At 60.3% G+C, this 22,762-nt stretch carries 23 protein-coding genes and 1 other RNA gene; 7 read left to right on the forward strand and 17 right to left on the reverse strand.

What is annotated here, in order from left to right; all coding sequences use genetic code 11:
* Positions 1-299: 299 nt before the first annotated feature.
* Both rnpB and rsmI read right to left on the reverse strand, forming a co-directional pair.
* An RNA gene (rnpB, locus tag AB1S50_RS00255) (RNase P RNA component class A) lies at positions 300-669 on the reverse strand.
* A 38-nt stretch (positions 670-707) separates the two neighbouring features.
* The gene (rsmI, locus tag AB1S50_RS00260) at positions 708-1,547 is read right to left on the reverse strand and encodes a 16S rRNA (cytidine(1402)-2'-O)-methyltransferase (protein ID WP_367148355.1); all 840 of its coding nucleotides are present in this window, start codon (positions 1,545-1,547) and stop codon (positions 708-710) included.
* A gap of 36 nt (positions 1,548-1,583) precedes the next feature.
* Between rsmI and AB1S50_RS00265 the strand changes: the two genes are divergently transcribed.
* Genes AB1S50_RS00265 through AB1S50_RS00280 form a run of 4 tightly spaced genes read left to right on the forward strand, consistent with a single transcriptional unit; the run spans position 1,584 to position 5,060 of the window.
* Positions 1,584-3,500: a penicillin-binding protein activator gene (locus tag AB1S50_RS00265; protein WP_367148356.1), complete on the forward strand. Its 1,917-nt coding sequence runs from the start codon at positions 1,584-1,586 to the stop codon at positions 3,498-3,500.
* 4 nt (positions 3,501-3,504) lie between these two features.
* Positions 3,505-3,861 carry a YraN family protein gene (locus AB1S50_RS00270; protein ID WP_367148433.1) on the forward strand — a complete coding sequence of 119 codons (357 nt, stop codon included), beginning with the start codon at positions 3,505-3,507 and terminating at the stop codon, positions 3,859-3,861.
* Positions 3,862-3,873: 12 nt separating this feature from the next.
* The gene (locus AB1S50_RS00275; protein ID WP_367148357.1) at positions 3,874-4,464 is read left to right on the forward strand and encodes an SIS domain-containing protein; all 591 of its coding nucleotides are present in this window, start codon (positions 3,874-3,876) and stop codon (positions 4,462-4,464) included.
* 2 nt (positions 4,465-4,466) lie between these two features.
* Positions 4,467-5,060 (forward strand): BON domain-containing protein, encoded by a 594-nt coding sequence (locus AB1S50_RS00280; protein WP_367148358.1) that lies wholly within the window; start codon positions 4,467-4,469, stop codon positions 5,058-5,060.
* Positions 5,061-5,183: 123 nt separating this feature from the next.
* Here AB1S50_RS00280 and AB1S50_RS00285 read toward each other — a convergent pair whose 3' ends face one another.
* Entirely contained in the window at positions 5,184-6,374 is a 1,191-nt protein-coding gene (locus AB1S50_RS00285) for an acetyl-CoA C-acyltransferase (RefSeq protein ID WP_367148359.1), read from the reverse strand.
* A gap of 194 nt (positions 6,375-6,568) precedes the next feature.
* Here AB1S50_RS00285 and AB1S50_RS00290 point away from each other — a divergent pair, with 194 nt between their 5' ends.
* On the forward strand, positions 6,569-7,162 hold the full coding sequence (locus tag AB1S50_RS00290; protein WP_367148360.1) for a LemA family protein: 594 nt from the start codon (positions 6,569-6,571) through the stop codon (positions 7,160-7,162).
* A gap of 211 nt (positions 7,163-7,373) precedes the next feature.
* Here the strand turns inward: AB1S50_RS00290 and AB1S50_RS00295 are convergent, their stop codons facing one another.
* The 8 genes from AB1S50_RS00295 to zapE form a co-directional block, all read right to left on the reverse strand.
* Positions 7,374-7,985: a Yip1 family protein gene (locus AB1S50_RS00295; RefSeq protein WP_367148361.1), complete on the reverse strand. Its 612-nt coding sequence runs from the start codon at positions 7,983-7,985 to the stop codon at positions 7,374-7,376.
* 402 nt (positions 7,986-8,387) lie between these two features.
* Positions 8,388-8,783: a ClpXP protease specificity-enhancing factor gene (locus AB1S50_RS00300; RefSeq protein ID WP_367148362.1), complete on the reverse strand. Its 396-nt coding sequence runs from the start codon at positions 8,781-8,783 to the stop codon at positions 8,388-8,390.
* Between the two features lie 25 nt (positions 8,784-8,808).
* Entirely contained in the window at positions 8,809-9,435 is a 627-nt protein-coding gene (locus tag AB1S50_RS00305; protein WP_367148363.1) for a glutathione S-transferase N-terminal domain-containing protein, read from the reverse strand.
* Between the two features lie 111 nt (positions 9,436-9,546).
* Positions 9,547-11,748 carry a ubiquinol-cytochrome c reductase gene (locus AB1S50_RS00310; protein ID WP_367148364.1) on the reverse strand — a complete coding sequence of 734 codons (2,202 nt, stop codon included), beginning with the start codon at positions 11,746-11,748 and terminating at the stop codon, positions 9,547-9,549.
* Complete coding sequence (petA, locus tag AB1S50_RS00315) at positions 11,745-12,341, reverse strand: ubiquinol-cytochrome c reductase iron-sulfur subunit (protein WP_367148365.1); 597 nt, start codon at positions 12,339-12,341, stop codon at positions 11,745-11,747. Before petA ends, AB1S50_RS00310 begins: the two co-directional genes overlap by 4 nt.
* A 303-nt stretch (positions 12,342-12,644) precedes the next feature.
* A complete protein-coding gene (rpsI, locus tag AB1S50_RS00320) occupies positions 12,645-13,037 on the reverse strand; it encodes a 30S ribosomal protein S9 (protein WP_367148366.1) in 393 nt (130 codons plus the stop codon).
* A 15-nt stretch (positions 13,038-13,052) separates the two neighbouring features.
* Positions 13,053-13,481 carry a 50S ribosomal protein L13 gene (rplM, locus tag AB1S50_RS00325; protein ID WP_367148367.1) on the reverse strand — a complete coding sequence of 143 codons (429 nt, stop codon included), beginning with the start codon at positions 13,479-13,481 and terminating at the stop codon, positions 13,053-13,055.
* A 112-nt stretch (positions 13,482-13,593) separates the two neighbouring features.
* Positions 13,594-14,718 (reverse strand): cell division protein ZapE, encoded by a 1,125-nt coding sequence (gene zapE, locus AB1S50_RS00330; protein ID WP_367148368.1) that lies wholly within the window; start codon positions 14,716-14,718, stop codon positions 13,594-13,596.
* Positions 14,719-15,198: 480 nt separating this feature from the next.
* Here zapE and AB1S50_RS00335 point away from each other — a divergent pair, with 480 nt between their 5' ends.
* On the forward strand, positions 15,199-15,675 hold the full coding sequence (locus tag AB1S50_RS00335) for a YhcB family protein (protein WP_367148369.1): 477 nt from the start codon (positions 15,199-15,201) through the stop codon (positions 15,673-15,675).
* 58 nt (positions 15,676-15,733) lie between these two features.
* On the opposite strand, the gene sat is transcribed toward AB1S50_RS00335, so the two are convergent.
* On the reverse strand, positions 15,734-16,924 hold the full coding sequence (gene sat, locus AB1S50_RS00340) for a sulfate adenylyltransferase (protein ID WP_367148370.1): 1,191 nt from the start codon (positions 16,922-16,924) through the stop codon (positions 15,734-15,736).
* 159 nt (positions 16,925-17,083) lie between these two features.
* On the opposite strand from sat, the gene AB1S50_RS00345 reads away from it, so the two are divergent.
* Entirely contained in the window at positions 17,084-18,232 is a 1,149-nt protein-coding gene (locus AB1S50_RS00345; protein WP_367148371.1) for a S1C family serine protease, read from the forward strand.
* Positions 18,233-18,283: 51 nt separating this feature from the next.
* On the opposite strand, the gene hisD is transcribed toward AB1S50_RS00345, so the two are convergent.
* From hisD to AB1S50_RS00370, 5 genes are all read right to left on the reverse strand, one after another.
* Positions 18,284-19,594 carry a histidinol dehydrogenase gene (hisD, locus tag AB1S50_RS00350; protein WP_367148372.1) on the reverse strand — a complete coding sequence of 437 codons (1,311 nt, stop codon included), beginning with the start codon at positions 19,592-19,594 and terminating at the stop codon, positions 18,284-18,286.
* Positions 19,584-20,234, reverse strand: coding sequence for an ATP phosphoribosyltransferase (hisG, locus tag AB1S50_RS00355; RefSeq protein WP_367148373.1), 651 nt, complete (start codon positions 20,232-20,234; stop codon positions 19,584-19,586). The genes hisD and hisG overlap by 11 nt, the downstream gene beginning before the upstream one ends.
* A gap of 107 nt (positions 20,235-20,341) precedes the next feature.
* Positions 20,342-21,604, reverse strand: a complete 1,263-nt coding sequence (gene murA, locus AB1S50_RS00360; protein WP_367148374.1) for a UDP-N-acetylglucosamine 1-carboxyvinyltransferase — start codon at positions 21,602-21,604, stop codon at positions 20,342-20,344.
* A 13-nt stretch (positions 21,605-21,617) separates the two neighbouring features.
* Positions 21,618-21,851, reverse strand: a complete 234-nt coding sequence (locus tag AB1S50_RS00365) for a BolA family protein (RefSeq protein WP_367148375.1) — start codon at positions 21,849-21,851, stop codon at positions 21,618-21,620.
* A gap of 88 nt (positions 21,852-21,939) precedes the next feature.
* Positions 21,940-22,590: an MlaC/ttg2D family ABC transporter substrate-binding protein gene (locus tag AB1S50_RS00370; RefSeq protein WP_367148376.1), complete on the reverse strand. Its 651-nt coding sequence runs from the start codon at positions 22,588-22,590 to the stop codon at positions 21,940-21,942.
* Between the last annotated feature and the right edge of the window lie 172 nt (positions 22,591-22,762).

Here is a 22,762-nt window from a genome sequence, read left to right on the forward strand (position 1 = left end):
TAATGACCTCGCCTCGGGCCAGCGTCAATCCTCGCCCGGGCGGCTCTGACAGCGGCCGATTCACAAGAATCCACTACGCAAACCACGTGTTAGTGGCCGCTAACATTGTAAGATTCCGCCGCAGGTCCCCGGCGACTCACCCGTTCATCGCCACAAAGGAGCTTTTTTGATCCACGGCAACGACACAGACGACAACCGGGGCTGCCCGCCAGGGGGCTGTGCAGCGGATTTGATGCGGATCTTTTGCGCGCCGAAAAAAGGCCGCCCGCGGCAAGGTCGCAGGGGGATTGAGGTCGAATTGGGTGAGCTGGCCTGTAAGCCGGGTTCTGTCGAGGACAATCATTCATCTGGGATGTCTGTCACCAGACACCTCAAGCGACCTACCCGCCCTCAGTGCGGGTCACACCTGTAGAGGGCCTATTTGGTCTTGCTCCGGACGGGGTTTACCGTGCCGCGGACTGTTACCAGCCGCGCGGTGCGCTCTTACCGCACCCTTTCACCCTTACCTGTACTTTCCCGGACCGAAATCCGGAAGAGCCATCGGCGGTCTACTCTCTGCTGCACTTTCCGTAGGCTCACGCCCCCCAGGGGTTACCTGGCGTCCCACCCTATGGAGCCCGGACTTTCCTCCGCCTCCAAAAAGGAAACAGCGATTGTCCAGCCAGCTCGCGCGCAAGCCTAATGAGCCGCGGGCAGAAGCGCAAGCGCTATTTCTGCGTGAGGCTCCAGTTGTAAAGCGCCTTCTTACTCGCCCCAGTAATCTCCGCCGTCAGCGCGGCGGCCCGCCTGGACGGCAACTCCCCCAGCAACAGTGCCATGACCCGCTCCGCTTCACCGCTCAGCTCCTCCTCCCGGCGGGGTTCGGCACCCCGCACCAGCAGCACTATCTCACCCCGCTGCTGGTCGCTGTCCGCCGCCACCCAGTCCGCCAGCTCGCCCAGAGGCGCCAGGTGGATAGTCTCGAACGCCTTGGTCAGCTCGCGGGCGATCACCGCCTCGCGATCGGCACCGAAGGCTTCCGCCATCGCCCGCAGGGTATCCGACACCCGGTGCGGGGCTTCATAGAACACCAGGGTCCGCTCCTCCCGGGCCAGGGCCTGTAGGGCAACCTGTCTGGCAGTGGGTCGCGATGGCAGAAAGCCTTCAAAAGTAAAGCGGTCACAGGGCAGCCCGGCGGCACTGAGGGCAGCCACAAAGGCGCAGGCACCGGGTACCGGTATCACTTTGACCCCGCGCGCGCGGGCCTCCCGCACCAGTCGGTAACCAGGGTCGGAGATCAGCGGTGTGCCCGCATCGGAAATCAGCGCTAGGGTTTGTCCGCGCTCCAGGCGCTCCAGCAACTGCTCGCTGCGCCGTCCACCGGAGTGGTCGTGATAGGCGACCAGCGGGGTATCGATATCAAAATGGGATAAAAGTCGCTGACTGTGACGCGTGTCTTCCGCTGCCACCAAATCCGCGCATTGTAGAACTTCAATCGCTCGCGGTACCATGTCGGCCAGATTACCAATGGGTGTAGCAACGATATAAAGCACCTTGTCCGGCCCCATAGTTCACTCCAATTGTAAGTTTTGCGGGAGAAGAATATGTCCGCCTTTTCACGGCGCCGCTGTCCGCTTGCGGCAATCATCGCCACAGGCGTGCTGAGCCTGGCGTTGACCGCATGCCAGACAGTGGCCCCGCAGCGGGACAACCAGGCACCGGCGGGTACCAGTGCTGCCTCGGCAACGCGCGCCGACGCGGTGCAACTGCTGCAAAACGCGCAGAAATTGCCCTCGCCCCAGCGCGATCAACAGCAACTGCAGGCGGCCGCCATTCTATATGAGCTGGGGGACGCCGGGAGTGCCAAAAGCGCCGTAGCAAGCGTGGAACCGGCCCGGCTCGACGATGTACAGTTTGCCAGATACGTCCAGGTATACGGCAGCCTGCTGGCCGCTGACGACGAGTTCTTTCGCGCCCTGGACCTGGCCACTGCCCCGCGCCTGGAACACTCCTGGGCGCGGATTCCGGTATCCACTGCCCTTTCGCTGCGCAGCCTGAGGGCGGACCTCTGGGGCCTGCTGGGGGATCTGGACAGCGCGATTGAGGAGCGGCGCCATATCGCCGGCATCGCCTCCGGTGAGGCGGCAATTGAGGCCAACAACGACGGCTTCTGGCAACTGCTGACCCAACTTCCCTCCAGTGAGCTGCAACTGCGCGCAGACGAGGCCAGCGACGCACAGATGCGCGGCTGGTACCAGCTGGCGCTGGTGGGACGCGATACCCAGAGTGACATCAGTGCCCAGCTGGCAGCTCTCAGCCGCTGGCACCAGCACTGGCCCCATCACAGCGCCAGCCTTTATCCGCCCCGGGCGCTGCAACTGATAGAGCAGCTGGCCGCGCAGAGGGCCCAGCGCATCGCCCTGCTGCTGCCGCTCAGCGGCCAACTGGGCGGTGCCGGGCGGGCGATTCGCGACGGCTTTATGGCCGCCTACTACACCGGGCTGAACACCGGTGCCCCCGTCCCTGAGGTGCAGGTCTACGATACCGGCACTGAGCAGCCATTTGAGGAAATCTATCAGGCGGCGGTTGACGCCGGCGCCCAGGCTATCGTCGGTCCGCTGGACAAAACCAGGGTGGCCAACCTTCTGGCCACGGAAAAACTGCCGGTGGCGACGCTGGCGCTCAACTATGGGGAACAGGGCCGCCTCACCGACGACCTGGTCCAGTTTGGGCTGGCCGTGGAGGATGAGGCGCGCCAGGTTGCGCGTCAGGCCTATCGCCAGGGCCATCGCCAGGCGATGATCCTGGCCACCGACAGCGGTTGGGGCCAGCGCGGAGCCGACGCGTTTCGCGAGGAGTGGCAGCGGCTGGGAGGCAGTGTCAATTTCAGCTCCAGCTTCCACAACAGCACCAACTTCTCCAAACTGGTGAGCGATGCGCTGCTCATTCCCGAGAGCAAAGCCCGCGAGAGCGCCCTGCGCCGCAAGCTGGCCGCCCCGCTGGAATTCACCCCTCGACGTCGCGGCGATGTGGACATGTTATTCCTGGTGGCCCAGCCACAGCAGGCGCGGCAGATCAATCCGATGCTGACCTACTTCTACGCCAGCGACCTGCCGGTATACGCCACCTCACATGTGTTTCAGGGCAGTGTGGACCGCACCCGCGATCGCGATATCAACGGTGTTCGCTTTACTGCACTGCCGTGGCTGTTTGAGAGCGACAATCGCACCAAGCGCAGTATCGAAGACGAGGCGTCTCCGGCACCGGCCTTCGCCCGCCTCTATGCGCTGGGGGCGGACGCTTTTCGACTGCTCCCGCGCCTGCCGATGCTGCGCCAGTTTCCGGCGCAAAAGGTCTATGGCCTGACCGGTGCCCTGAGCCTCTCGGCGGATGGCCGTATTGAAAGAGAGCAGATTTGGGCACAGATCGACAAAGGGGCACCAGTACCCATAACCACTGCCAGCGGCCCCCTGGTTCCTCCCCCGGACAATCTCGATCTGTCCGGCACCAGTGACTTCTGACCAGGTGGCGGCCGCCGGCGGGACAGGAGCCGCCATGGAGGCCGTCGCAGCCCGCTACCTGACAGAAACGGGGCTTAGCATTGCGGCCCGCAACTATCGCTGCCCCGGTGGTGAAATCGACATCGTTGCCTGGGACGGAAACACTCTGGTGTTTGTGGAGGTCCGCTACCGGCGCAGCGATGCTTTCGGCTGCGCGAGCGCCAGTATCGATAGGCGCAAACAACAAAAATTACACACCGCCGCCGCCGATTACTTGCAGCGTCACAAAGTGGATTGCCCGTGCCGCTTCGACGTGGTCGCCATCGATGGCGGGATCGACAATATCCGCTGGATTCCCCATGCGTTCGAAGCTCGGGGATAGGGAATATCAACGATGGAACAAAGAGTCGTAACACTTTTCCACCGCAGCCTCGAAGCCACCATGAACGCCGGCGAGGAACTGGCTCCCCTGATCGCCGAGGCCAGCGAAATGGTGGCGCATACGCTGCTGGCGGAAAACAAGCTGCTGCTGTGCGGCAACGGCGTGAGCGGTGCCCTGGCGCAGAGCTTCTGCGCACAAATGCTGGGCGGGTTTCAACGCGAGCGCCCGGGGCTGCCCGCCATCGCCCTCAACGGCGACGCCGTCTCCATGGGTACCGTGGCCAGCAACCACGGCGGGGCGGAATCATTCGCCGGGCCGGTGCGCGCCCTGGGCCAGCCGGGAGATCTTTTGATCATCATCAGTAACGACGGGCGCGACTCCAACCTGGTCCAGGCGATGCGCGCCGCCCGGCACCGGGATATGGGTATCCTGGCCCTCACCGGCGGCGACGGCGGCGACTGCGCCGCCCTGTTGGACAATCACGATATTGAACTGCGCGTGCCTTCTGAGGTCGCTTCAGAGGTACACCAAATACACTTGTTAACCATTTTCTGCCTGTGCGACCTCATCGACAGCAGCTTGTTCGGTGGATATGAGGACTGACCATGACCAACAAATCAAACAACAGACAAGGCATCAGCCTGCTGCTGACCCTGTGCAGCGCTGTACTTCTCACCGGCTGCGCCACCTTACTGGAGGCCACCCACGACGGCCCCATTAAGCAGGACCCGGGCAAACGCTCCTTCGGTACCTATATAGACGACCAAAAGATCGAGACGGTGGCCACAGTAAACATCAACAAGGCAGACCCGGAACTCAAGGCCGCTAACATCAACGTCAATGTATTCAACGGCGTGGTGCTGTTGACCGGGCAGGTGGGCAGCAATGAACTGCGTATGCTGGCGGGCCGCACTGCGCAGCAGGTACACAATGTGCGCCAGGTGTACAACGAGATACAGGTACGCGGCAAGACCTCACTTCTGGCCAGCGGCAGCGATACCTGGCTGACCACCAAGGTGCGCAGCACCCTGTTGGCCAACAAGGAAGTCGATAGCGGCCGCATCAAAGTGGTTACCGAAAACGGTGTGGTTTACCTGATGGGTCTGCTGACCCGGGGGGAGACCGAACGCGCTGCAGATGTAACCCGCGGTGTGGGCGGCGTGCAGAAAGTGGTCAAAGCCGTGGAATATATCGACTGAACCGGGCCTCCCCGGAAGCAGCAAAACGCGCGGGCTGTGCCTGCGCGCTTTGCTCCAACAGGTGGTTGAAAACTACTTTTTCACAACACACTGCCAATGGGCGCGGCAAAAACTAAGGGGTGCTCACACCCGTTCAATCGCCACCGCTGTGGCCTCGCCACCACCAATACAAAGGCTCGCCACGCCCCGGCGCAGGTTGCGATTTTCCAGCGCGCCCAGCAGAGTGACGATGATCCGCGCTCCGCTGGCACCCAGTGGATGTCCCAGGGCACAGGCACCACCATTCACATTGACTTTGTCGTGGGGCAGCTCCAGTTCACGCATTGCCGCCATGGTGACCACGGCAAATGCCTCGTTGATCTCGAACAGGTCCACCTGATCCAGGGCCCAGCCCGTCTGCTGCAGGAGGTTCTGCACGGCTCCCACCGGCGCGGTGGTAAACCACTCCGGCTGCTGCGCATACTGGCTCTGGCCGCGCAGCACTGCGAGCACTTTCAGGCCCCGCCGCTGGGCCTCACTCTCGCGCATCAGCACCAGAGCCGCGGCGCCATCGGCAATGGAACTGGCGTTGGCGGCGGTCACAGTGCCGTCCCGGCGGAAGGCGGGTTTGAGCTGGGGAATTTTCTCCGGGCGGGCACTGCCCGGCCCCTCGTCCACAGACACCTCCACTTCCCCGCGGCGCGACGCCACTGTCACCGGGGTGATCTCCCGCGCGAAGCGACCGCACTCGATGGCTGCCTGGGCGCGCGCCAGGGACTCCAGGGCGAAACTGTCCTGTTCCTCGCGGGAAAAGGTGTACTTGTCGGCGGTGCACTCGGCGAAGCTGCCCATCAGCTGGCCATCGTAGGCGTTTTCCAGACCGTCGATAAACATATGGTCCTTGACCTCACCGTGCCCCAGGCGCATGCCCCCCCGGGCCTTGGGCAACAGATAGGGCGCGTTGCTCATACTCTCCATACCACCGGCCACAACCACCCTCGCCTCGCCGGTCAGCAGCGCATTGCGGGCCATCATGACGGTTTTCATACCGGATCCGCAGACCTTGTTGACGGTGGTGCAGGGCGTGCCGACAGGAATTCCCGCAGCCAGTGCCGCCTGGCGCGCCGGTGCCTGTCCCACTCCCGCGGGCAGTACACACCCCATCAACACTTCGTCAATATCGGTGGGAGCCACGCCCGCATCCTTCATGGCCGCGGCGATCGCAGCCGCGCCGAGCTGTGGCGCCGTCACCGCTGCCAGGGAGCCCTGCATGGCTCCCATGGGCGTGCGCGCCATACCTACTATGACGACCGGATCTGCGTTCACTTCGCTCATAAAACTGCTCCCAGGGTTGGTGCCATCGCCACTGTTGGCGACAACGGACTCATTATCGGTGCGGCATTATACCCGATGCGCCCTCAGACGATGTATCGACAGAGAACCGGCAGGTGGATGGAGTAGCCACAGCCTCTCCCGGCGAGGCCGCCGTGTTACTATCCCACCAAACCAATAACAAAGCGGAAACTCCTGTGGAAAACTCGAGCGCGATCTGGATATGGGCAATCGCCGCTGCTGCGTTGATATTCTATGTTGTTGGGGTTTACAACAAGCTGATCGCGCTGAAGAACCGCTGCCAAAATGCTTTTGCACAGATAGAGGTACAACTGAAACGGCGCTACGACCTGATACCCAACCTGGTGGATACCGCCAAGGTGTATTTAAAGCGAGAACGGGAAACCCTGGAGGCGGTCACAAGCGCCAGGAACCTGGCCCTGACAGGGCTACAAGCTGCCGCCGCCAACCCCGGCAGTGCCAGCGCTATTGCCGACCTGGGCCAGGCGGAAGGCGCCCTAGCCACTGCCCTGGGCCGCCTGCAGGTGGTCATGGAAGCCTATCCCGAACTCAAGGCCGACCAGAATATGCTGCAGCTCACCGAGGAGTTGACCAGCACTGAAAACAAGGTGGCTTTCGCCCGCCAGGCATTTAACGATTCGGTGATGGCCTACAACATCTACAAACAGAGCTTTCCGCCGGTATTCGTGGCCGGTTTTTTTGGCCACCGACAGGACGGCAAACTGCTGGAGTTTGCCGATTCCGAGCAGTTTCAGGCGGCCCCCCGGTAGAGCCCTAGCAGGCTGTTGAAATTCGAAGAATTTCGACACCTGCTACCGGAATATGGATGTTCCGGCAAAATCGGCGACGCCTAAGTCGTTGATTTTGGGAGAAAAGTGAAAATCACATTTTTCGCTTTTCGTGTTTTGAAAAAGGCAGGATGCCTTTTTCAACAACCTGCTAGGCCAGTGGCGACCGGATAGGGTTCGTCAACTTACCCCCCTACTGATAGACCGGCTCTACTCCTATAAACCAGAGAATGACGGTGCCAATGCGCACCGTCACCAACAATACCAATCCCACCGTCACCACCGAAGTGGCGTACATGAACGACCGCTCCTTGTTGAGATTCATTAATATGGGAATCCCCTCGTAAATCAGGTAAATGGAATAGCAGGCGGCAAGCATATGCACCGCCACGTTCAGCCACAGATCCGGGTAGAGACCGATGAACCCAACCAGGAAAATAGGAGTGGTCACAAAAACCGCCAGAGCCGTACCCTCGTAGTGGCGGGTCGCCTCATCCCCCTCTACGGCGTAAGTCCGGGCCATCCAGTTAATAAATTCTCCAAACAGGTAGACGCCGACGAGAATTGCAACGTAAGTGACGATCGCCAGGGAAAGTGCACTGCCCTCGGTCAGTTTTGCGGTGTTGGTACCGATGGTGAAACCCACTCGGGTCACGCCAAAGTACAGCGACACACAGGGGATCAGGGCCAGAATCGGCACATGGCTGAGAAATACCTGTACGAAGGAGTGCTTGTCGGCACGGATGGATTTCCACTCTTTATCGGGATTGATGAGAATTCCGAGGGTATGGCTGAGGAATCGCATGGTGAGTCTCCCTGGTGTGCTTTGGCTGCAGAACCTCCGCCGCAGTCCCTATTGTCTCTGCGGGCACTGGCAGGTCGGGCCACCGGTTATTGCCGCCAGCCCTGTGAGGCTTTCAGCGCAATTTCCGCTGGGTATCCAGACCCATCGCCGGGCGCAATAGCCGGCGACAGAGGACACCGGTCTGTGTGACCGACAGAGACATAGCGTAGCGATACTAAGGTTCCATAGCAGTATCGGGGGCCGGCTCGCGATAGATCAATGCCCGGGAGAAATAAGTCGTGAAACTCAACGAGTATTCAGGGAGTGCCCACAGGCAACTTTGACTGCGGGGTTAAGTGCCGCCGCTAGAGAAGTTTAAGCGCCACAACCAATCGGTGGCGCTACAGGGGGAAGCTTTCGGCGCTATTTGACCACCCGCAGTGCCGGTTTCTTGGCGGACTTGCGGCCGAGACTGGTTGGGGGTGTGGGTTCCGGTGGCTCCGGCGTCTCCTCCGCCTCAAAGACCATACCCTGTCCATTTTCCCGCGCGTAAATTCCCACCACTGCGCCGACCGGTACCTGGATATCGGTGGGGACTCCGCCGAAACGGGCGCTAAAACGGATGGCGTAGTTATCCATACTGAGCCCCACCACCGCCGTCTCGGAAATATTCAGCACCATTTGCCCGTCTTCGTTGACATGCTGCTGGGGCACGAGGACACCCGACATAGCGGTATCCACCAAAATGTAAGGCGTGCACCGGTTGTCGGTAATCCACTCGTAAAAGGCCCGCAGAATATACGGGCGATTGGATGTCATAGCCGGCTTGCTCAACAGTAATCCCTCAGCGCATCTCGCGCTCGTATTCGGTCAGACTCTGCTGAAATGCCTCCCGGGAAAAAAGGCGGTCCATGTAATCCTGCAGGGGTTTGGCCTGCTTGGTCTTGGGGAGGCTGATCTCAAACTGCTCCAGGCGCCACAACAGCGGTGCCATGCAACAATCCACCAGTGAGAATTCCTCGTTCAAGAAATACGGCAGATCGGTAAACATTGGCGCTATACCCACCAGACTGTCCCGAAGCTCCTTGCGCGCAGCGGCGGCATCTTTGCCCCCGGCGACAATCCTGTCCACCAGCGGACACCAGTCGCGCTCGATACGGTACATGATCTGGCGGCTCTGCGCCCTTGCCACCGGGTATACCGGCAACAGGGGTGGATGCGGGAAGCGCTCGTCTAGGTATTCCATCATTACCTTGGTTTCGAACAGCACCAGCTCCCGGTCCACCAGAGTCGGCAGAGAATTGTAGGGGTTGAGGTCAGCGAGCTCAGCGGGCTGGTTGTCCGGCTCCACGTCAATGACGTCCACGGAAACCCCTTTTTCGGCGAGTACAATGCGCACACGGTGGCTTAAATGACTGCGACCATCAGAAAAGAAGGTCATGGAGGAGCGCTTGTTGGCGGGCACACCCATTTTCTAACTACCTCAGGCTATCTGGCCGTCACTGTCCGGCCAATGATCAAAAACACAAAAAGGGTGGCGGAGCGACTCCACCACCCGAAGTTTTTACTATCCAATGCACCTTCAGTGGTGCACGTCTTTCCAGTATTCGCGATTCAGCAGCCAGGCAAAGACAAAAAATACCAGGATAAACGCCAACACGAAAAAGCCGATACGCTTGCGCTCCAGAGCCATAGGCTCGGCGATGTACTCCATGAAATTCACCAGGTCGTACATAGCCTGGTCGAATTCCGCCGGATCCATGGAGCCCTTGACGCTGCCGACTTCGAGGCTGCCGCAATCGGCATCCATGATGGGATTGCCCAGTTCATCCCGCACCACGCTGCCGTGCTCCCGCTTTGGACCCGGTGCGCACTCCTGCAAACCCTGTAGTTCCATCAGCACATGGGGCATACCCACGTTGGGAAACACTTTGTTGTTCACGCCGGTGGGACGACTGTCATCCCGGTAAAAGCTGCGCAGATAAGTGTAGAGCCATTCCGGCGAGCGGGAGCGGGCCGACAGGGTGAGGTCCGGCGGCGCAGCGCCGAACCACACCTTGGAATCATCCGTGCGCATGGAGATCTGCATCAGCTCCCCGATTTTGCCATCACCCAGAACCAGGTTCTGCACCATCAGCTCATTGGGGATTCCCAGGTCGGTGGCCACTCTCTCCCAGCGCGAGAAGTTGGCGCTGTGGCAGCCCATGCAGTAGTTGACGAAGTATTTGGCACCTCGCTGCAGGGACGGCTTGTCCTGCAGATCCACATTGATCTGGTCCAGCTCAATAGTGCTCTCGGCACCCACTGCCTTGATTGGAATAAAGGCCAGCAGTAGCACAACGATTATGCCGCCGAAAAGGGTGCCAAAGGTCTTCTCCCCGGAGGGGCTAGTCACGCGCTCCGGCTCTGGCTTCACATGGTCACGCGCGGTGAGCCAGGGCAGTGCAGCGAAAAAGACCGCCATCGCCAGCGCCATGAGCGTCACAAACAGATTCACATCCCAGCTACCCACTGCCATCCACAGGAACAGGAAGCCGAACACGCCACTAACCACCCAGGAGGCAGCGCCTTTGCGGCCAGTGGGGTTGGTCCAAATCGGCATGGTGAAGAAATAGGCGAAATAGAACAGAGTGCCCACCTGTGCCAGAAAGTTGCGCCCCGGTGTCGGCGATTGCACACCCAGATACCCCAGGATAATAAAGACAGCGGCAAATACCAGCAGCAGCGCCTTCGGCAACAGTCCCTTGTAGCGGATAGAGCGCACCGGACTCTTGTCCAGCCAGGGCAGCACAAACAGTATGGCGATGGCTGCGCCCATGGCTATCAGGCCGAGGAACTTGGCGGTAAACGGCCCTATATCGATTGTCACCGCGCGCAAGACGGCATAAAAGGGAGTGAAGTACCACACCGGCGCTATGTGCTCCGGCGTTTTCAGCGGGTTCGCCTCCTCGAAATTGGCATGCTCCAGGAAGAAGCCACCCATCTCCGGGAAGAAGAACACCACCACACAGAAAATAAACAGAAATACGGCGATGCCCACCAGGTCGTGGACCGAGTAGTAGGGATGGAAGGCGATACCGTCGAGGGGTACGCCGTTTTCATCCTTGTTCTTCTTGATCTCAATACCATCCGGGTTGTTGGAGCCCACCTCGTGCAGCGCCAGAATATGCAGTACCACCAGCAATACCAGCACCAGCGGCAGCGCTATGACATGCAGGGAGAAAAACCGGGTCAGGGTGATACCGGAAATCAGATAGTCGCCGCGAATCCACTCCACCAGGTCTTCCCCGATACCGGGGACGGCCCCGAACAGGGATACGATGACCTGGGCGCCCCAATAGGACATCTGCCCCCAGGGCAGCACATAGCCCATAAACGCCTCGGCCATGAGCACCAGGTAGATACACATGCCGAAAATCCACACCAGCTCGCGCGGCGGCTTGTAGGAGCCGTACATCAACCCGCGGAACATGTGCAGATAGACAACAACGAAAAACGCCGACGCACCAGTGGAGTGCAGATAGCGAATCAGCCAGCCCCAGTCCACGTCGCGCATGATGTATTCCACCGAGGCGAAAGCGCCGTCAGCGGAGGGGTTGTAGTTCATCACCAGCCAGATGCCGGTCAACAGTTGGTTGACCAGGACCAGCAGCGAGAAGACACCGAAGAAATACCACAGGTTGAAGTTCTTGGGCGCATAGTACTTGCCCATGTGCCTGTCCCAGGCCTGGTAAATCGGCAGGCGCTGGTCTACCCAGTCACCGAAATCTGCCAGCCACTTCATGCGCTGCCCTCCTGGTTAACACCGATCACGATGATGTCATTGCTTTCATAGAAGTAGGGGGGCACTTCCAGGTTGGTGGGGGCAGGTACGCCCTTGTAGACACGGCCGGCCATGTCAAACTTGGAGCCGTGACAGGGACAGAAAAAGCCGCCCATCCACTCGGCGCCACCCAGGTCTGCAGCACCGACCTCGGGGCGATACATGGGGGCACAGCCCAGGTGAGTGCACAGACCCACCAGTACCAGTGTCTTCGCCTTGATCGCACGGTTTTCGGGATTCACATATTCCGGCTGGACGGACTCCTCGGAAAAGGGGTCGCGCAGAAATGGCTCCACCTTCACCAAGTTTTCCAACACTGCATCGGTGCGGCGCACCACGTACACCGGCTTGCCCCGCCACTCGACGGTAACCATCTGGCCCGGCTCCAGCTTACTGATGTTGTACTTCACCGGGGCGCCGGCGGCCTTGGCCTTGGCACTCGGATTCCAGGATGCGACAAACGGTACAGCCACGCCCACAACACCGGCCCCTCCCACCACCGAGGTGGCGGCGGTCAGGAATCGGCGCCGGCCTACGTTTACACCGTCACTCATGACGTTATTCTCCCATCACAGCGAAATTTCGCTGACCCAAACCCAATATATTCTTCCCACACCGAGGTCCCCGGAAACGCGTTTCGCGCCCAATTAACCCCAGAAATCAAGCGGATACAAATCCGCGCAATGTTAAAGAAAATGCCAATTTGATACAAGGCGAAGACTGTGGCGAACGTCGTCAAATGCCCATGGAATTGGCGAGCAATTGCACAAAAATACCGGGACCGGCGCCACACCGGGGCCGGTCCAAAAATCGCAGATATAAAAAAACCCGGTCGCGGACCGGGTTTTGAAAGCAAATTATCGCTTGGAGAACTGCGGCTTCTTGCGCGCCTTGCGCAGACCCACCTTCTTGCGCTCCACGGCGCGGGCGTCGCGGGTCACATAGCCGGCGCCACGCAGTGGCTGCCGCAGTGCTTCGTCGTACTGCATGAGCGCGCGGGTGAGGCCGTGACGGATAGCGCCCGCCTGGCCAAAGGAACCCCCGCCCTTTACGGTGACGTTGATGTCGAACTTATCCACCATATCGACCAGCTCCAGCGGCTGTCGCACAATCATGCGCGCCACTTCGCGGCCGAAATAGTCATCGAGGTTGCGGCCATTGACGGTGATCTTGCCCTCGCCCTGCTCGACGAACACGCGGGCGGTCGAGGTCTTGCGGCGGCCGGTACCATAGTATTGAGTCGTTGCCATTTGAGTCTTTCCCGTTTAGATCGCCAGTTCAATCGGCTGCTGCGCCGCATGAGGATGTTCGCTGCCGCTGTACACTTTCAGCTTCTTGAACATGGCGCGACCCAACGGACCCTTCGGCAGCATACCTTTCACTGCGCTTTGAATGGTGCGCTCGGGCGCTTTTTCGATCAGCTTCTCAAAGCTGATGGATTTGAGACCTCCCGGGTAGCCGGAGTGGCTGTGGTAGATCTTGTCCTTGGCCTTGTTGCCGGTCACGCGGACCTTTTCAGCGTTGATTACAACGATGTAATCACCGGTGTCCACGTGGGGCGTGTATTCAGGCTTGTGCTTGCCGCGCAGACGGTGAGCTATCTCAGCGGAAATACGGCCGAGAGTCTTACCCGCAGCGTCGACAATATACCAGTCGCGTTTTACCGCTTCCGGCTTGGCACTGTAAGTCTTCATGTTATAAAACACCTGCACTGGGCCGCAAAAGAGGCGGCCGTCCCACAAAAGAGCGCGAATACTACATAAGCGCCACGGGCTTTTCAAGGGATTTGTGGCCGCTATCCGACGCCTAATCCGACCGGTGCGGGCGCGCCAGATACTCCCGTGACTGCATTTCCAGCAGGCGGCTGATGGTACGCTGGAACTCAAACCCCAGGTGCCTGCCAGCGTACAGCTCCTCCACCGGCACCTCGGCCGAGATCACCAGCTTGACGCTGCGGTCATAGAATTCATCCACCAGGTTGATGAACCGGCGCGCCTGACTGTCCATCAGCCCTGTCAGCCTGGGCACCCCGGCCAGCAGCACACTGTGATACTCCCGCGCCAGCTCGATATAGTCGTTTTGCGAGCGGGGGCCATCGCAGAGCTGTGCGAACTCGAACCAGACGACACCGTCCGCCTCCCGCACCGTATTGATGTTGCGCCCCTCAATTTCCAGTACAGCCGCCTCGTGCACCGCCCCTCCCCCGACCATCAAGCCGTGAAAGCTTCGCATCAGGCTGGCCTCCGCCTCCGGATCCAGCGGCGAATGGTAGAGTTCGGCCTTTTCCAGTGCCCGCAATCGGTGGTCCACCCCGCCATCTACGTTCACTACCCTGGTGTGCCGGTTCAGCAGGTCGATGGCCGGCAGGAAGCGGGCCCGCTGCAAACCGTTGCGGTAGAGTCCCGCCGGCTCGATATTGGAGGTTGCTACCAGGGTGACACCGCGGCGAAACAGGGCATCCAGCAGGTTCGCCAGAATCATGGCATCGCCAATATCCGATACAAAGAACTCGTCAAAACAGATTACCCGGGCATCCCTGGCAATGTCCTCGGCCACCCTCTCCAGGGGGTTTTTTACCCCACCCAGGCGCTGCAGCTGCCGGTGCACATCGCGCATGAAACGGTGGAAGTGGGTACGGCACTTGTCCGGGAACGGCAGGGATTCATAAAAGGTGTCCATCAGGTAGGTTTTGCCGCGGCCCACGCCACCCCACAGGTACAACCCTTTCTGTGCAGCCGGACGTGGCGCCAATAGCTTTCTCAAGCGCGCAACAACCCCCTTTGGCGCGCGGGCTGCCAACAGGCGCTCATAGAGATCCTGCAGCTCCCCCAGCGCCACCCTCTGGGCCGGATCGGCGACAAAGTCCGGGCGCGCCAGATCGCACTGATAGCGCTGCATGGGTGTGAAGGGTACTACTTCGACTGGAGACATGACCTACTGAACTGAGAGTGGAGGCGACGGCACTCTACCAAAATCGTGCCGCAAACCGCTAGCCCCCGCCGCCTCTGGCTACGGTCAGCACCTGGCCACTTATTAACCGGGCAATAATAGGTGGCCCTGAGCTGGAAACCCTTGACACCTACCGGATTGTCCTCCTTGAAAACTTGAACAATTACGTAGAATCTCATGTTTTTCAATGAGTTACGACGGGCTCCGACCGGCAAGGGTACGCCCTTGAGCCACACTAGCCCGGCAGTCTATTCAGCTGCCGCGTTGATATTTAGGCGGTTTCAGGCGGCAACCCGACAGCGCGGCCGACGCGGGAGGTGGAATCGCGTATACTAAGGGCTGTCGCGCCAGCCTGGAAAAACGGACAATCCGCGCGGCTACAGCACTACGTCAGGAGCAGTAACCCGGCAGGCCCCAAAAGCCTGTCAGATGGCCGGGTTAACAGTCGAGGAGAAAGTATCAGTGCACTCTACATCGGTTTTGATCCTGGTTGGCGTCGTCGGTCTGGCACTGGGTGCCATACTTGCATTTCTCGCCAACCGCGGCCGCGGCGGTACAGATCGCACCCAGGAACTGGAGCTGCGCCTGAGCGAGGCCAACAGCAAGCTGGAGGATTTCCAGTTGCAGGTCAATGAACACTTCGACCAGACTGCACAACTGGTTCACAACCTGACTAAAAGCTACCGCGAAGTACACGAATACCTGGCCAACAGCGCAGTGCGGCTTTCCAGTCAGGATATTGGCCGGCAGATGCTGGAGGCCGGCAGCGGCAAACTGAGCGACAATGACGAAAGTCTCCGCGATGTGGTCCCACCGCGGGACTGGGCCCCCAAAGAACCCGGCGCGAAAGGAACCCTGGCTGAGGATTTCGGCCTGGACAAAGAGGCTATGGCGGGGCTGGAAAACACCGATGCCGCCGAGACCGGTGTTAGCCGCTGACAGCAACCCCGGTAGATACGCGCCCGCGGGAGCCCGGCGGGCGGTAAATTAGAGCCCGCTACAGGCTTTGGTAGTAATCCATCAGGATCTTCGCCACTTCCGGGCGGGAAAACTCCGGGGGCGGCGCAATCCCGTCACCCAGCATTTCACGCACTTTGGTGCCGGACAGCAGTATAAAGTCTTCCTTACTGTGATCCGGCGCATCGCGCATCATCACCACCCGGTTCAGCTTTTTCGAATAGGCGGTGTGGTCGGCGCGGAAAATTTCAATTTCCAGCGCGCCTTCCGGCACCCTGTCATCGAAGATGGACTGGGCATCGAAGGCCCCGTAGTAGTCGCCAACACCGGCGTGGTCGCGCCCGATAATCAGGTGGCTGCAGCCACAGTTCTGGCGAAACACCGCGTGCAGCACCGCTTCCCGCGGGCCGGCGTACAGCATGTCGAAACCGTAGCCGGTCACCATCACGGTATTGGCGGGGAAATAGAGTTCCACCATTTTGCGAATAGAGGCATCGCGAACCGGAGCGGGGATATCGCCGGATTTGAGCTGTCCCAGCAGCATGTGGATCAGCACACCATCTGCGTCCACACCCTCCATCGCCATCTTGCACAGCTCTTCGTGGGCGCGATGCATGGGGTTGCGGGTCTGGAAGGCCACCACCTTGCTCCAGCCGCGCTCGATGAACTCGTTGCGAATTTCCACCGCGGTGCGGAAGGTATCCGGAAAGTCATTCTGAAAATAGCTGAAATTCAATACCTCGATGGGCCCGGAAATCAGCTGGCGACCGGAGGACCTGAAGTTGGCCACGCCCGGGTGCCCCTCGTCCCGGGTACCAAACACCTGTGCGACCATGTCGTCCATCTGCCGCTCGGAAATCGACTCTATTCCCTGCACTTCCATCACTGCCAGCACCGGGTGCCCCTCCACCCGGGGGTCGCGCAACGCAATACGCCCGGCACCGGCAATGGCGCTGGCATCCCGCACTATATTGAGGACCGGTACCGGCCAGAAGAGTCCGTTCTCAGTGCGCAGCGTTTCGGCAACGCTCAGGGCGTCCGTAAGATTCATATACCCATGCAGAGGATTGAAGTAGCCAGCACCCAGCATTACCGCATTGGCAGCCGCAGCTGAGCTGACCACTATGGACGGCAGGGATTCGGCCTCGTGCGCCAGCTGGTGGTGCCTTTCGCTGTCGTAGACGAATCTGGGTTGCAGCTCGGCGCTGCCGTGGGGGCGAACCAGGGACATAGAGGTCTCCAAACTGAGAGCTAGACGAAATTAGCGGGATTTTGCAGCCGCCATTATACGGATTCGCGTCCACCGCCCAAGGGGCGCGGCGCAGGACAGAGGCCGCCGGTGCGCACGCGGCGGAAAACCGTATAATAAACACAAATCTAGGAGTTACCTGTGTCCCTGAAACGATTTTTGCAAGACTGGGCAATCCCCGCGGCCATTGGCCTGGCCCTGGCCGCAGCAGCCTTGCTGGTGTTCCCGCAACTGCGCGACGTCGACGTCGATCCAGGCGATAGCCAGTGGCAGGGGCCTGTCTCCTACGCCGATGCGGTCGACCGGGCTGGGCCCGCGGTGGTGAACATCTACACCCGCACTGCCATACCCCAGCGGAGTCACCCGCTGTTTAATGACCCGCTGTTTCGACGCCTGTTCAACAGCATGAACCCACCGCAAAAACAACGGCTGCAATCCAACCTGGGCTCTGGCGTTATCGTCAGCGACCGGGGATATATCCTCACCAATCACCATGTGGTCAACCAAGCTGATGCCATCGTCGTACTGCTGGCGGATGGACGCGAGGCACAGGCGGAGCTGGTGGGAAGCGATGCGGATTTTGACCTGGCGGTGCTCAAGGTGGAGTTGCCGCAACTCACCTCTATCGAGGTGGGAGATCCGGAACACGCACAGGTCGGCGATGTGGTACTGGCCATTGGCAACCCTTTTGGGGTGGGGCAGACCGTGACCCAGGGCATTATCAGTGCCACAGGCGCACGCAACGTCAAACTGGGTAGCAATGGTACCGGCGGCTACCTGCAAAACTTCCTGCAAACCGATGCGGCAGTGAATCCCGGCAATTCCGGCGGAGCACTGGTGGACGCCCACGGCCGCCTGCTGGGTATCAATACCTCCATTCTCAACCAGTCCAGCTACGCCGGCGGTATCAGCTTTGCCATACCGGCAAATATCGCCTTAAAAATCATGCAGGACATTATTGAGTACGGCCGCGTGGTGCCAGGCTGGCTCGGCATAGAGGCCAGTGGAGTCACCCCGGAAGTGGCGCGCGCTTTCAATCTCACGTCCACCCACGGGGTCATCGTGACCGGAATCTACAACCAGGGTCCGGCACACCGGGCGGGACTGAAGCCGGGAGATGTGATCACCCATATCGACGGCCTGCCGATCAACGATGGCAGACGCGGCGCCGCCGCTATGGCGACCCTGCGCCCCGGAGATACGGTTTCGATTACCTTTATGCGCGAGGGCGCCGTCAATACGGTGGAAGTCACCGTATCGGAAATGCCCCAGTCGGAAAAACGCACCTAAAGGTCCGGTCGAACACCAATCAGCACCGCCAAGGGCCTGTTGACACTAGCGCTACTCTTTCCTGAATCGGTACTCCGCCGAGCGCGCGTGAGCCTCCAGGCCCTCGCCCCGGGCCAGAGTGCCGGCGACCCGCCCGAGCCGATCCGCAGCCTGGGGCGAACAGCAGATGATTGAACTGCGCTTCTGAAAATCGTACACGCCCAGCGGTGATGAAAAACGCGCGGTACCGCTGGTGGGGAGCACATGACTGGGCCCGGCGCAATAGTCCCCCAGTGCTTCCGCAGTATAGCGGCCGAGGAATATTGCCCCGGCATGGCGGATCATCGGCAGATACTGCTGCGGGTTGTCCACCGAGACCTCCAGGTGCTCCGGAGCAATGCGGTTGGCCAGCGCGATGGCCGATTCGATGGAATCCACAGAGATCAGGGCACCCCGCCGCGCCAGGGAGGCGCCGGCAATGTCCCGCCGCGGCAATTCTGCCAGCAGCCTTTCCAGGGCGGCCGCCACCGCATCGAGAAAGCTATCGTCGGGACTCAGCAATATGGACTGGGCCTGCTGATCGTGCTCCGCCTGTGACAGCAGATCCATGGCGACCCAATCCGCATCGGTGGCGCCGTCGCAGATCACCAGTATCTCCGACGGCCCGGCGATCATATCGATCGCCACCTGTCCGAACACGGCGCGTTTGGCGGCGGCAACATAAACGTTGCCCGGCCCCACTATCTTGTCGACCCGACGTATGCTTTGAGTGCCATAAGCCAGGGCCGCAATGGCCTGAGCGCCGCCCAGGGTATACAGCTCATCCACCCCGGCGATCGCCGCCGCTGCCAGTACCAGGTCACTGAGCTGATCGTCCGGCGCCGGCACCACCATGGCCACCGAGTTCACGCCCGCGACTTTGGCGGGAATCACATTCATCAGCACTGACGAGGGGTAACTCGCCTTGCCCCCGGGAACATAGACCCCTACCCGCTCCATAGGTGTAACTTTCTGCCCCAGAACAGTGCCGTCGGCCTCGGTGTACTGCCAGCCATCCTGTAACTGGTGTTGGTGATAGCTGTGTACCCGCTGGGCTGCAGTTTCCAGTGCGAGGCGATGCTGCTCGGAAATGCGCCCCAGTGCCACCGCCATTTCCTTTGGGGTCACGCAAAAATCCTCGGCGTTGACCAGCCGGCGGCGGTCCAAGCGGTTGCTGTATTCGATCAGGGCGGCATCACCCTGCCGGCGTACCTGCCGCAGTATGTCGGCCACTATCTGCTCCACCTGGGAATCGACAACCGATTCCCAGGCCAGCAATTGGGCCAGCTGCGCGTCGAAATCACTGTCCCCCGCGTCCAGGCGGCGAATCAAGTCACTGTGCATCCGCCCCCTCCCAGCGCGCTGCCACCACATCGGACAGTTTGCCGATCAAACTGCTGATCGACTGGTATTTCATTTTCATGGATGCTTTGTTGACGATCAGACGGCTGCTGATGTGGGCAATAGTGTCCCGCGCCTCCAGACCGTTGGCCCGCAACGTATTGCCGGTATCCACGATGTCCACTATCTCATCCGCCAGCCCCATCAGAGGCGCCAGCTCCATAGCCCCGTACAGCTGGATAATGTCCGCCTGGCGACCCTGTGCTGCATAGTAGCGTTTGGCGCTCTGTACAAACTTGGTGGCCACTTTGATCCTTCCGCGCGGCGGCTGGGCACCCCGGATACCCGCAGTCATCAGCCGACAGCGAGCGATACCCAGGTCCAGGGGTTCGTAAATGCCGTCGATCGCATGTTCAAGCAGGTTATCCTTGCCCGCCACCCCCATATCGGCGGCGCCGTGCTGTACATAGGTGGGCACGTCTGTGCCCCGCAACAGCAGAAAACAGACCCCTGGCTGATTGGTGGGAAAAATGAGTTTGCGGCTCTTGGAAATGTCTTCCAGCGGCTCCAGTCCGGCAGCATGCAGCAGCGGCAGGGTTTCCTCAAGGATTCTGCCTTTGGTCAGGGCGATGGTGATTTGCATGGGGTCCTGTTCTGGGTCGCGTGAAAAAAAACGGTGGAGCCCGTGTGTGTCTGGCCTGCTGATATCGATTGGCCACATCCGAGGACCCCTTTTTAGCCCGGGCGGCGTCAGCCCGGCAGGCGGCGGATATTCGCCCCCAGTTGCCGCAGCTTCTCCTCGATACATTCATAGCCGCGGTCGATATGGTAAATCCGATCGACCACCGTGGTGCCTTCAGCCAGCATACCCGCGATCACCAGGCTGGCTGATGCGCGCAGATCGGAGGCCATCACCGGGGCCCCTTTTAACCGCTCGACCCCGGTCACGATAGCTGTATTGCCCTCCAGGGTGATGTCAGCGCCCATGCGGTTCAACTCGTGAACCTGAATCAGGCGGTTTTCAAAAATAGTCTCCACCACCGCCCCCTTGCCTTCGGCCACCGCATTCACCACCATCAACTGCGACTGCATATCGGTGGGAAAGGCCGGGTAAGGTGCGGTGCGAAAGCTCACCGCTTTGGGCCGATTGCCGCGCATATCTAGCTCGATCCAGTCGTCGCCGGTATTGATATACGCACCCGCCTCCTCGAACTTCACCAACACCGCATCGAGAATATCCGCGCGGGTGTGTGTGAGCCGCACCTTCCCCCGCGCCGCCGCCGCCGCCGCGAGAAAAGTGCCGGTCTCGATTCGGTCGGGCATTACACTGAAGGTACAGGGATTCAACCTGGCTACACCGTGTACTCGCAGCGTATCGGTGCCCACCCCTTCGATCTGGGCGCCCATAGCAATCAGGAACTCGGCCAGATCGACGATCTCCGGCTCGCGCGCTGCATTGTGCAGTACCGTGGTTCCCTCGGCGAGCACCGCCGCCATTAGCAGGTTCTCGGTGCCGCCCACGGTCACCTTTTCCATCACTATGTTGGCGCCCTTCAAGCGGCCCCGGGAGCGGGCACGGATAAAGCCCCCGTCCACCGTAATCTCAGCACCCATGGCCTCCAGACCTTTGAGGTGAATGTCCACAGGCCGACTGCCGATGGAGCAGCCGCCGGGGAAGGACACATTGGCCAAGCCGTGGCGGGCGAGCATCGGACCCAGCACCAGGATGGAGGCGCGCATGGTCTTGACCAGCTCGTAGGGCGCGGTGAGTTCGTTGAGTGAGCGCGGGTCTATCTCCACGCCCAGTTTTTCGTCGATGGTGACATCGCAACCCATGCACCGCAGCAGGGTGAGCATGGTGGTGATGTCATTGAGATGCGGCAGATTGTGTATCTGCACGGGGCCGTCCGCCAGTATTGCAGCGGCGAGAATGGGCAGCGCCGCATTCTTGGCACCGGAAATCTTGAGGGTCCCCGAAATGGAGTTGCCACCCTCGATCAGTAATTTGTCCATTCGCTATCGAGCCCTATTTGCCGGCTTCTTCCGGCGTCAGCGTCTGCATCTGAACCGCGTGCAGCGTGCCATCGGCGATCTTGTCGCCCAGGGCCGCGTATACGAGCTGCTGTTTTTTTACCCTGCTGAGGCCTGCAAATGCGCTGCTGACCACAGTTACCACCAGATGGCTGCCCTCGAAGGCGACATCAGCGTGACTTTCGGGAATGTGCCCTTCCACCAGGGCTTTGATTTCATCGGCTTGCATAGGTGGGAAATATTTGAGTTGCCCAAGACAGCGGGCCAGTTTACTGCAAACTGCCGGGTTGCGCAGCCTCGCAACCCGGAAGCGGTACTCAACCCACCGTGTTGGCCACCTGCTCGGCTGACCAGGTGGCGATGACCTTGTCGATATCCTGATGGGTCTGCATAGCCTGGGCGAACTGGCTGCGGAAAGTCTTACCCAGATTGACCCCGTTCAGGATCACGTTGATCAGCTTCCACTGCCCGGCACGATTGCGCACCAGGGTATAGGAAACCTTGGTGACCCCCTCCTTGCTGCGCACTTCCTGCAACACGTTTACACGCCTTTTGGTAGGCGTGGAGCCGGGGTTGACCACCCTGACATCCATATCCCCAAAGTTGGCAATGCCCCTGGCGAAAGTCGACACCAAATCGCGGCGGAAAGTACTGGTGAAGCGCGAGCGTTGTGCTGCCGTGGCCTGCTTCGCATAGGTCCCCATGACCCCGCGGGCAATAAAATCGAAATCCACCACCGGCGCCAGTACACTATCCACAGCGCTGTAGTAGCGCTGGGGGTCCGAGTGCAGATACTGAGCATTGGCACGGATTACTCCCAGCAGATTCTGGGACACACCCTCGATCATCGCATAGGGATTCTGGGCCGCGCTGGCGACAGGCGCCCAGACGGAAATCAACAGGGCGACGCATGACGCGCTTAACCATTGCTTGAACTCCGAGCGGCGGAACAGTGATATCAGACTCACAAAAAACTCCTATTGGTAAATCATTCCTTGGACGCACACAGAGCCATAAAGTGCCGTGACGCCACTGCCCGATGTATAACCGGCAGCTCGACCCACCCGGCCTGGGTGCGATGCGAGCGGCCACACAGCTGACAGCAACGGCGCCAGACTATACCATGTCGCCCCCCTTGGC

This window comes from Microbulbifer discodermiae (assembly GCF_040742695.1).
GTDB lineage: Bacteria > Pseudomonadota > Gammaproteobacteria > Pseudomonadales > Cellvibrionaceae > Microbulbifer.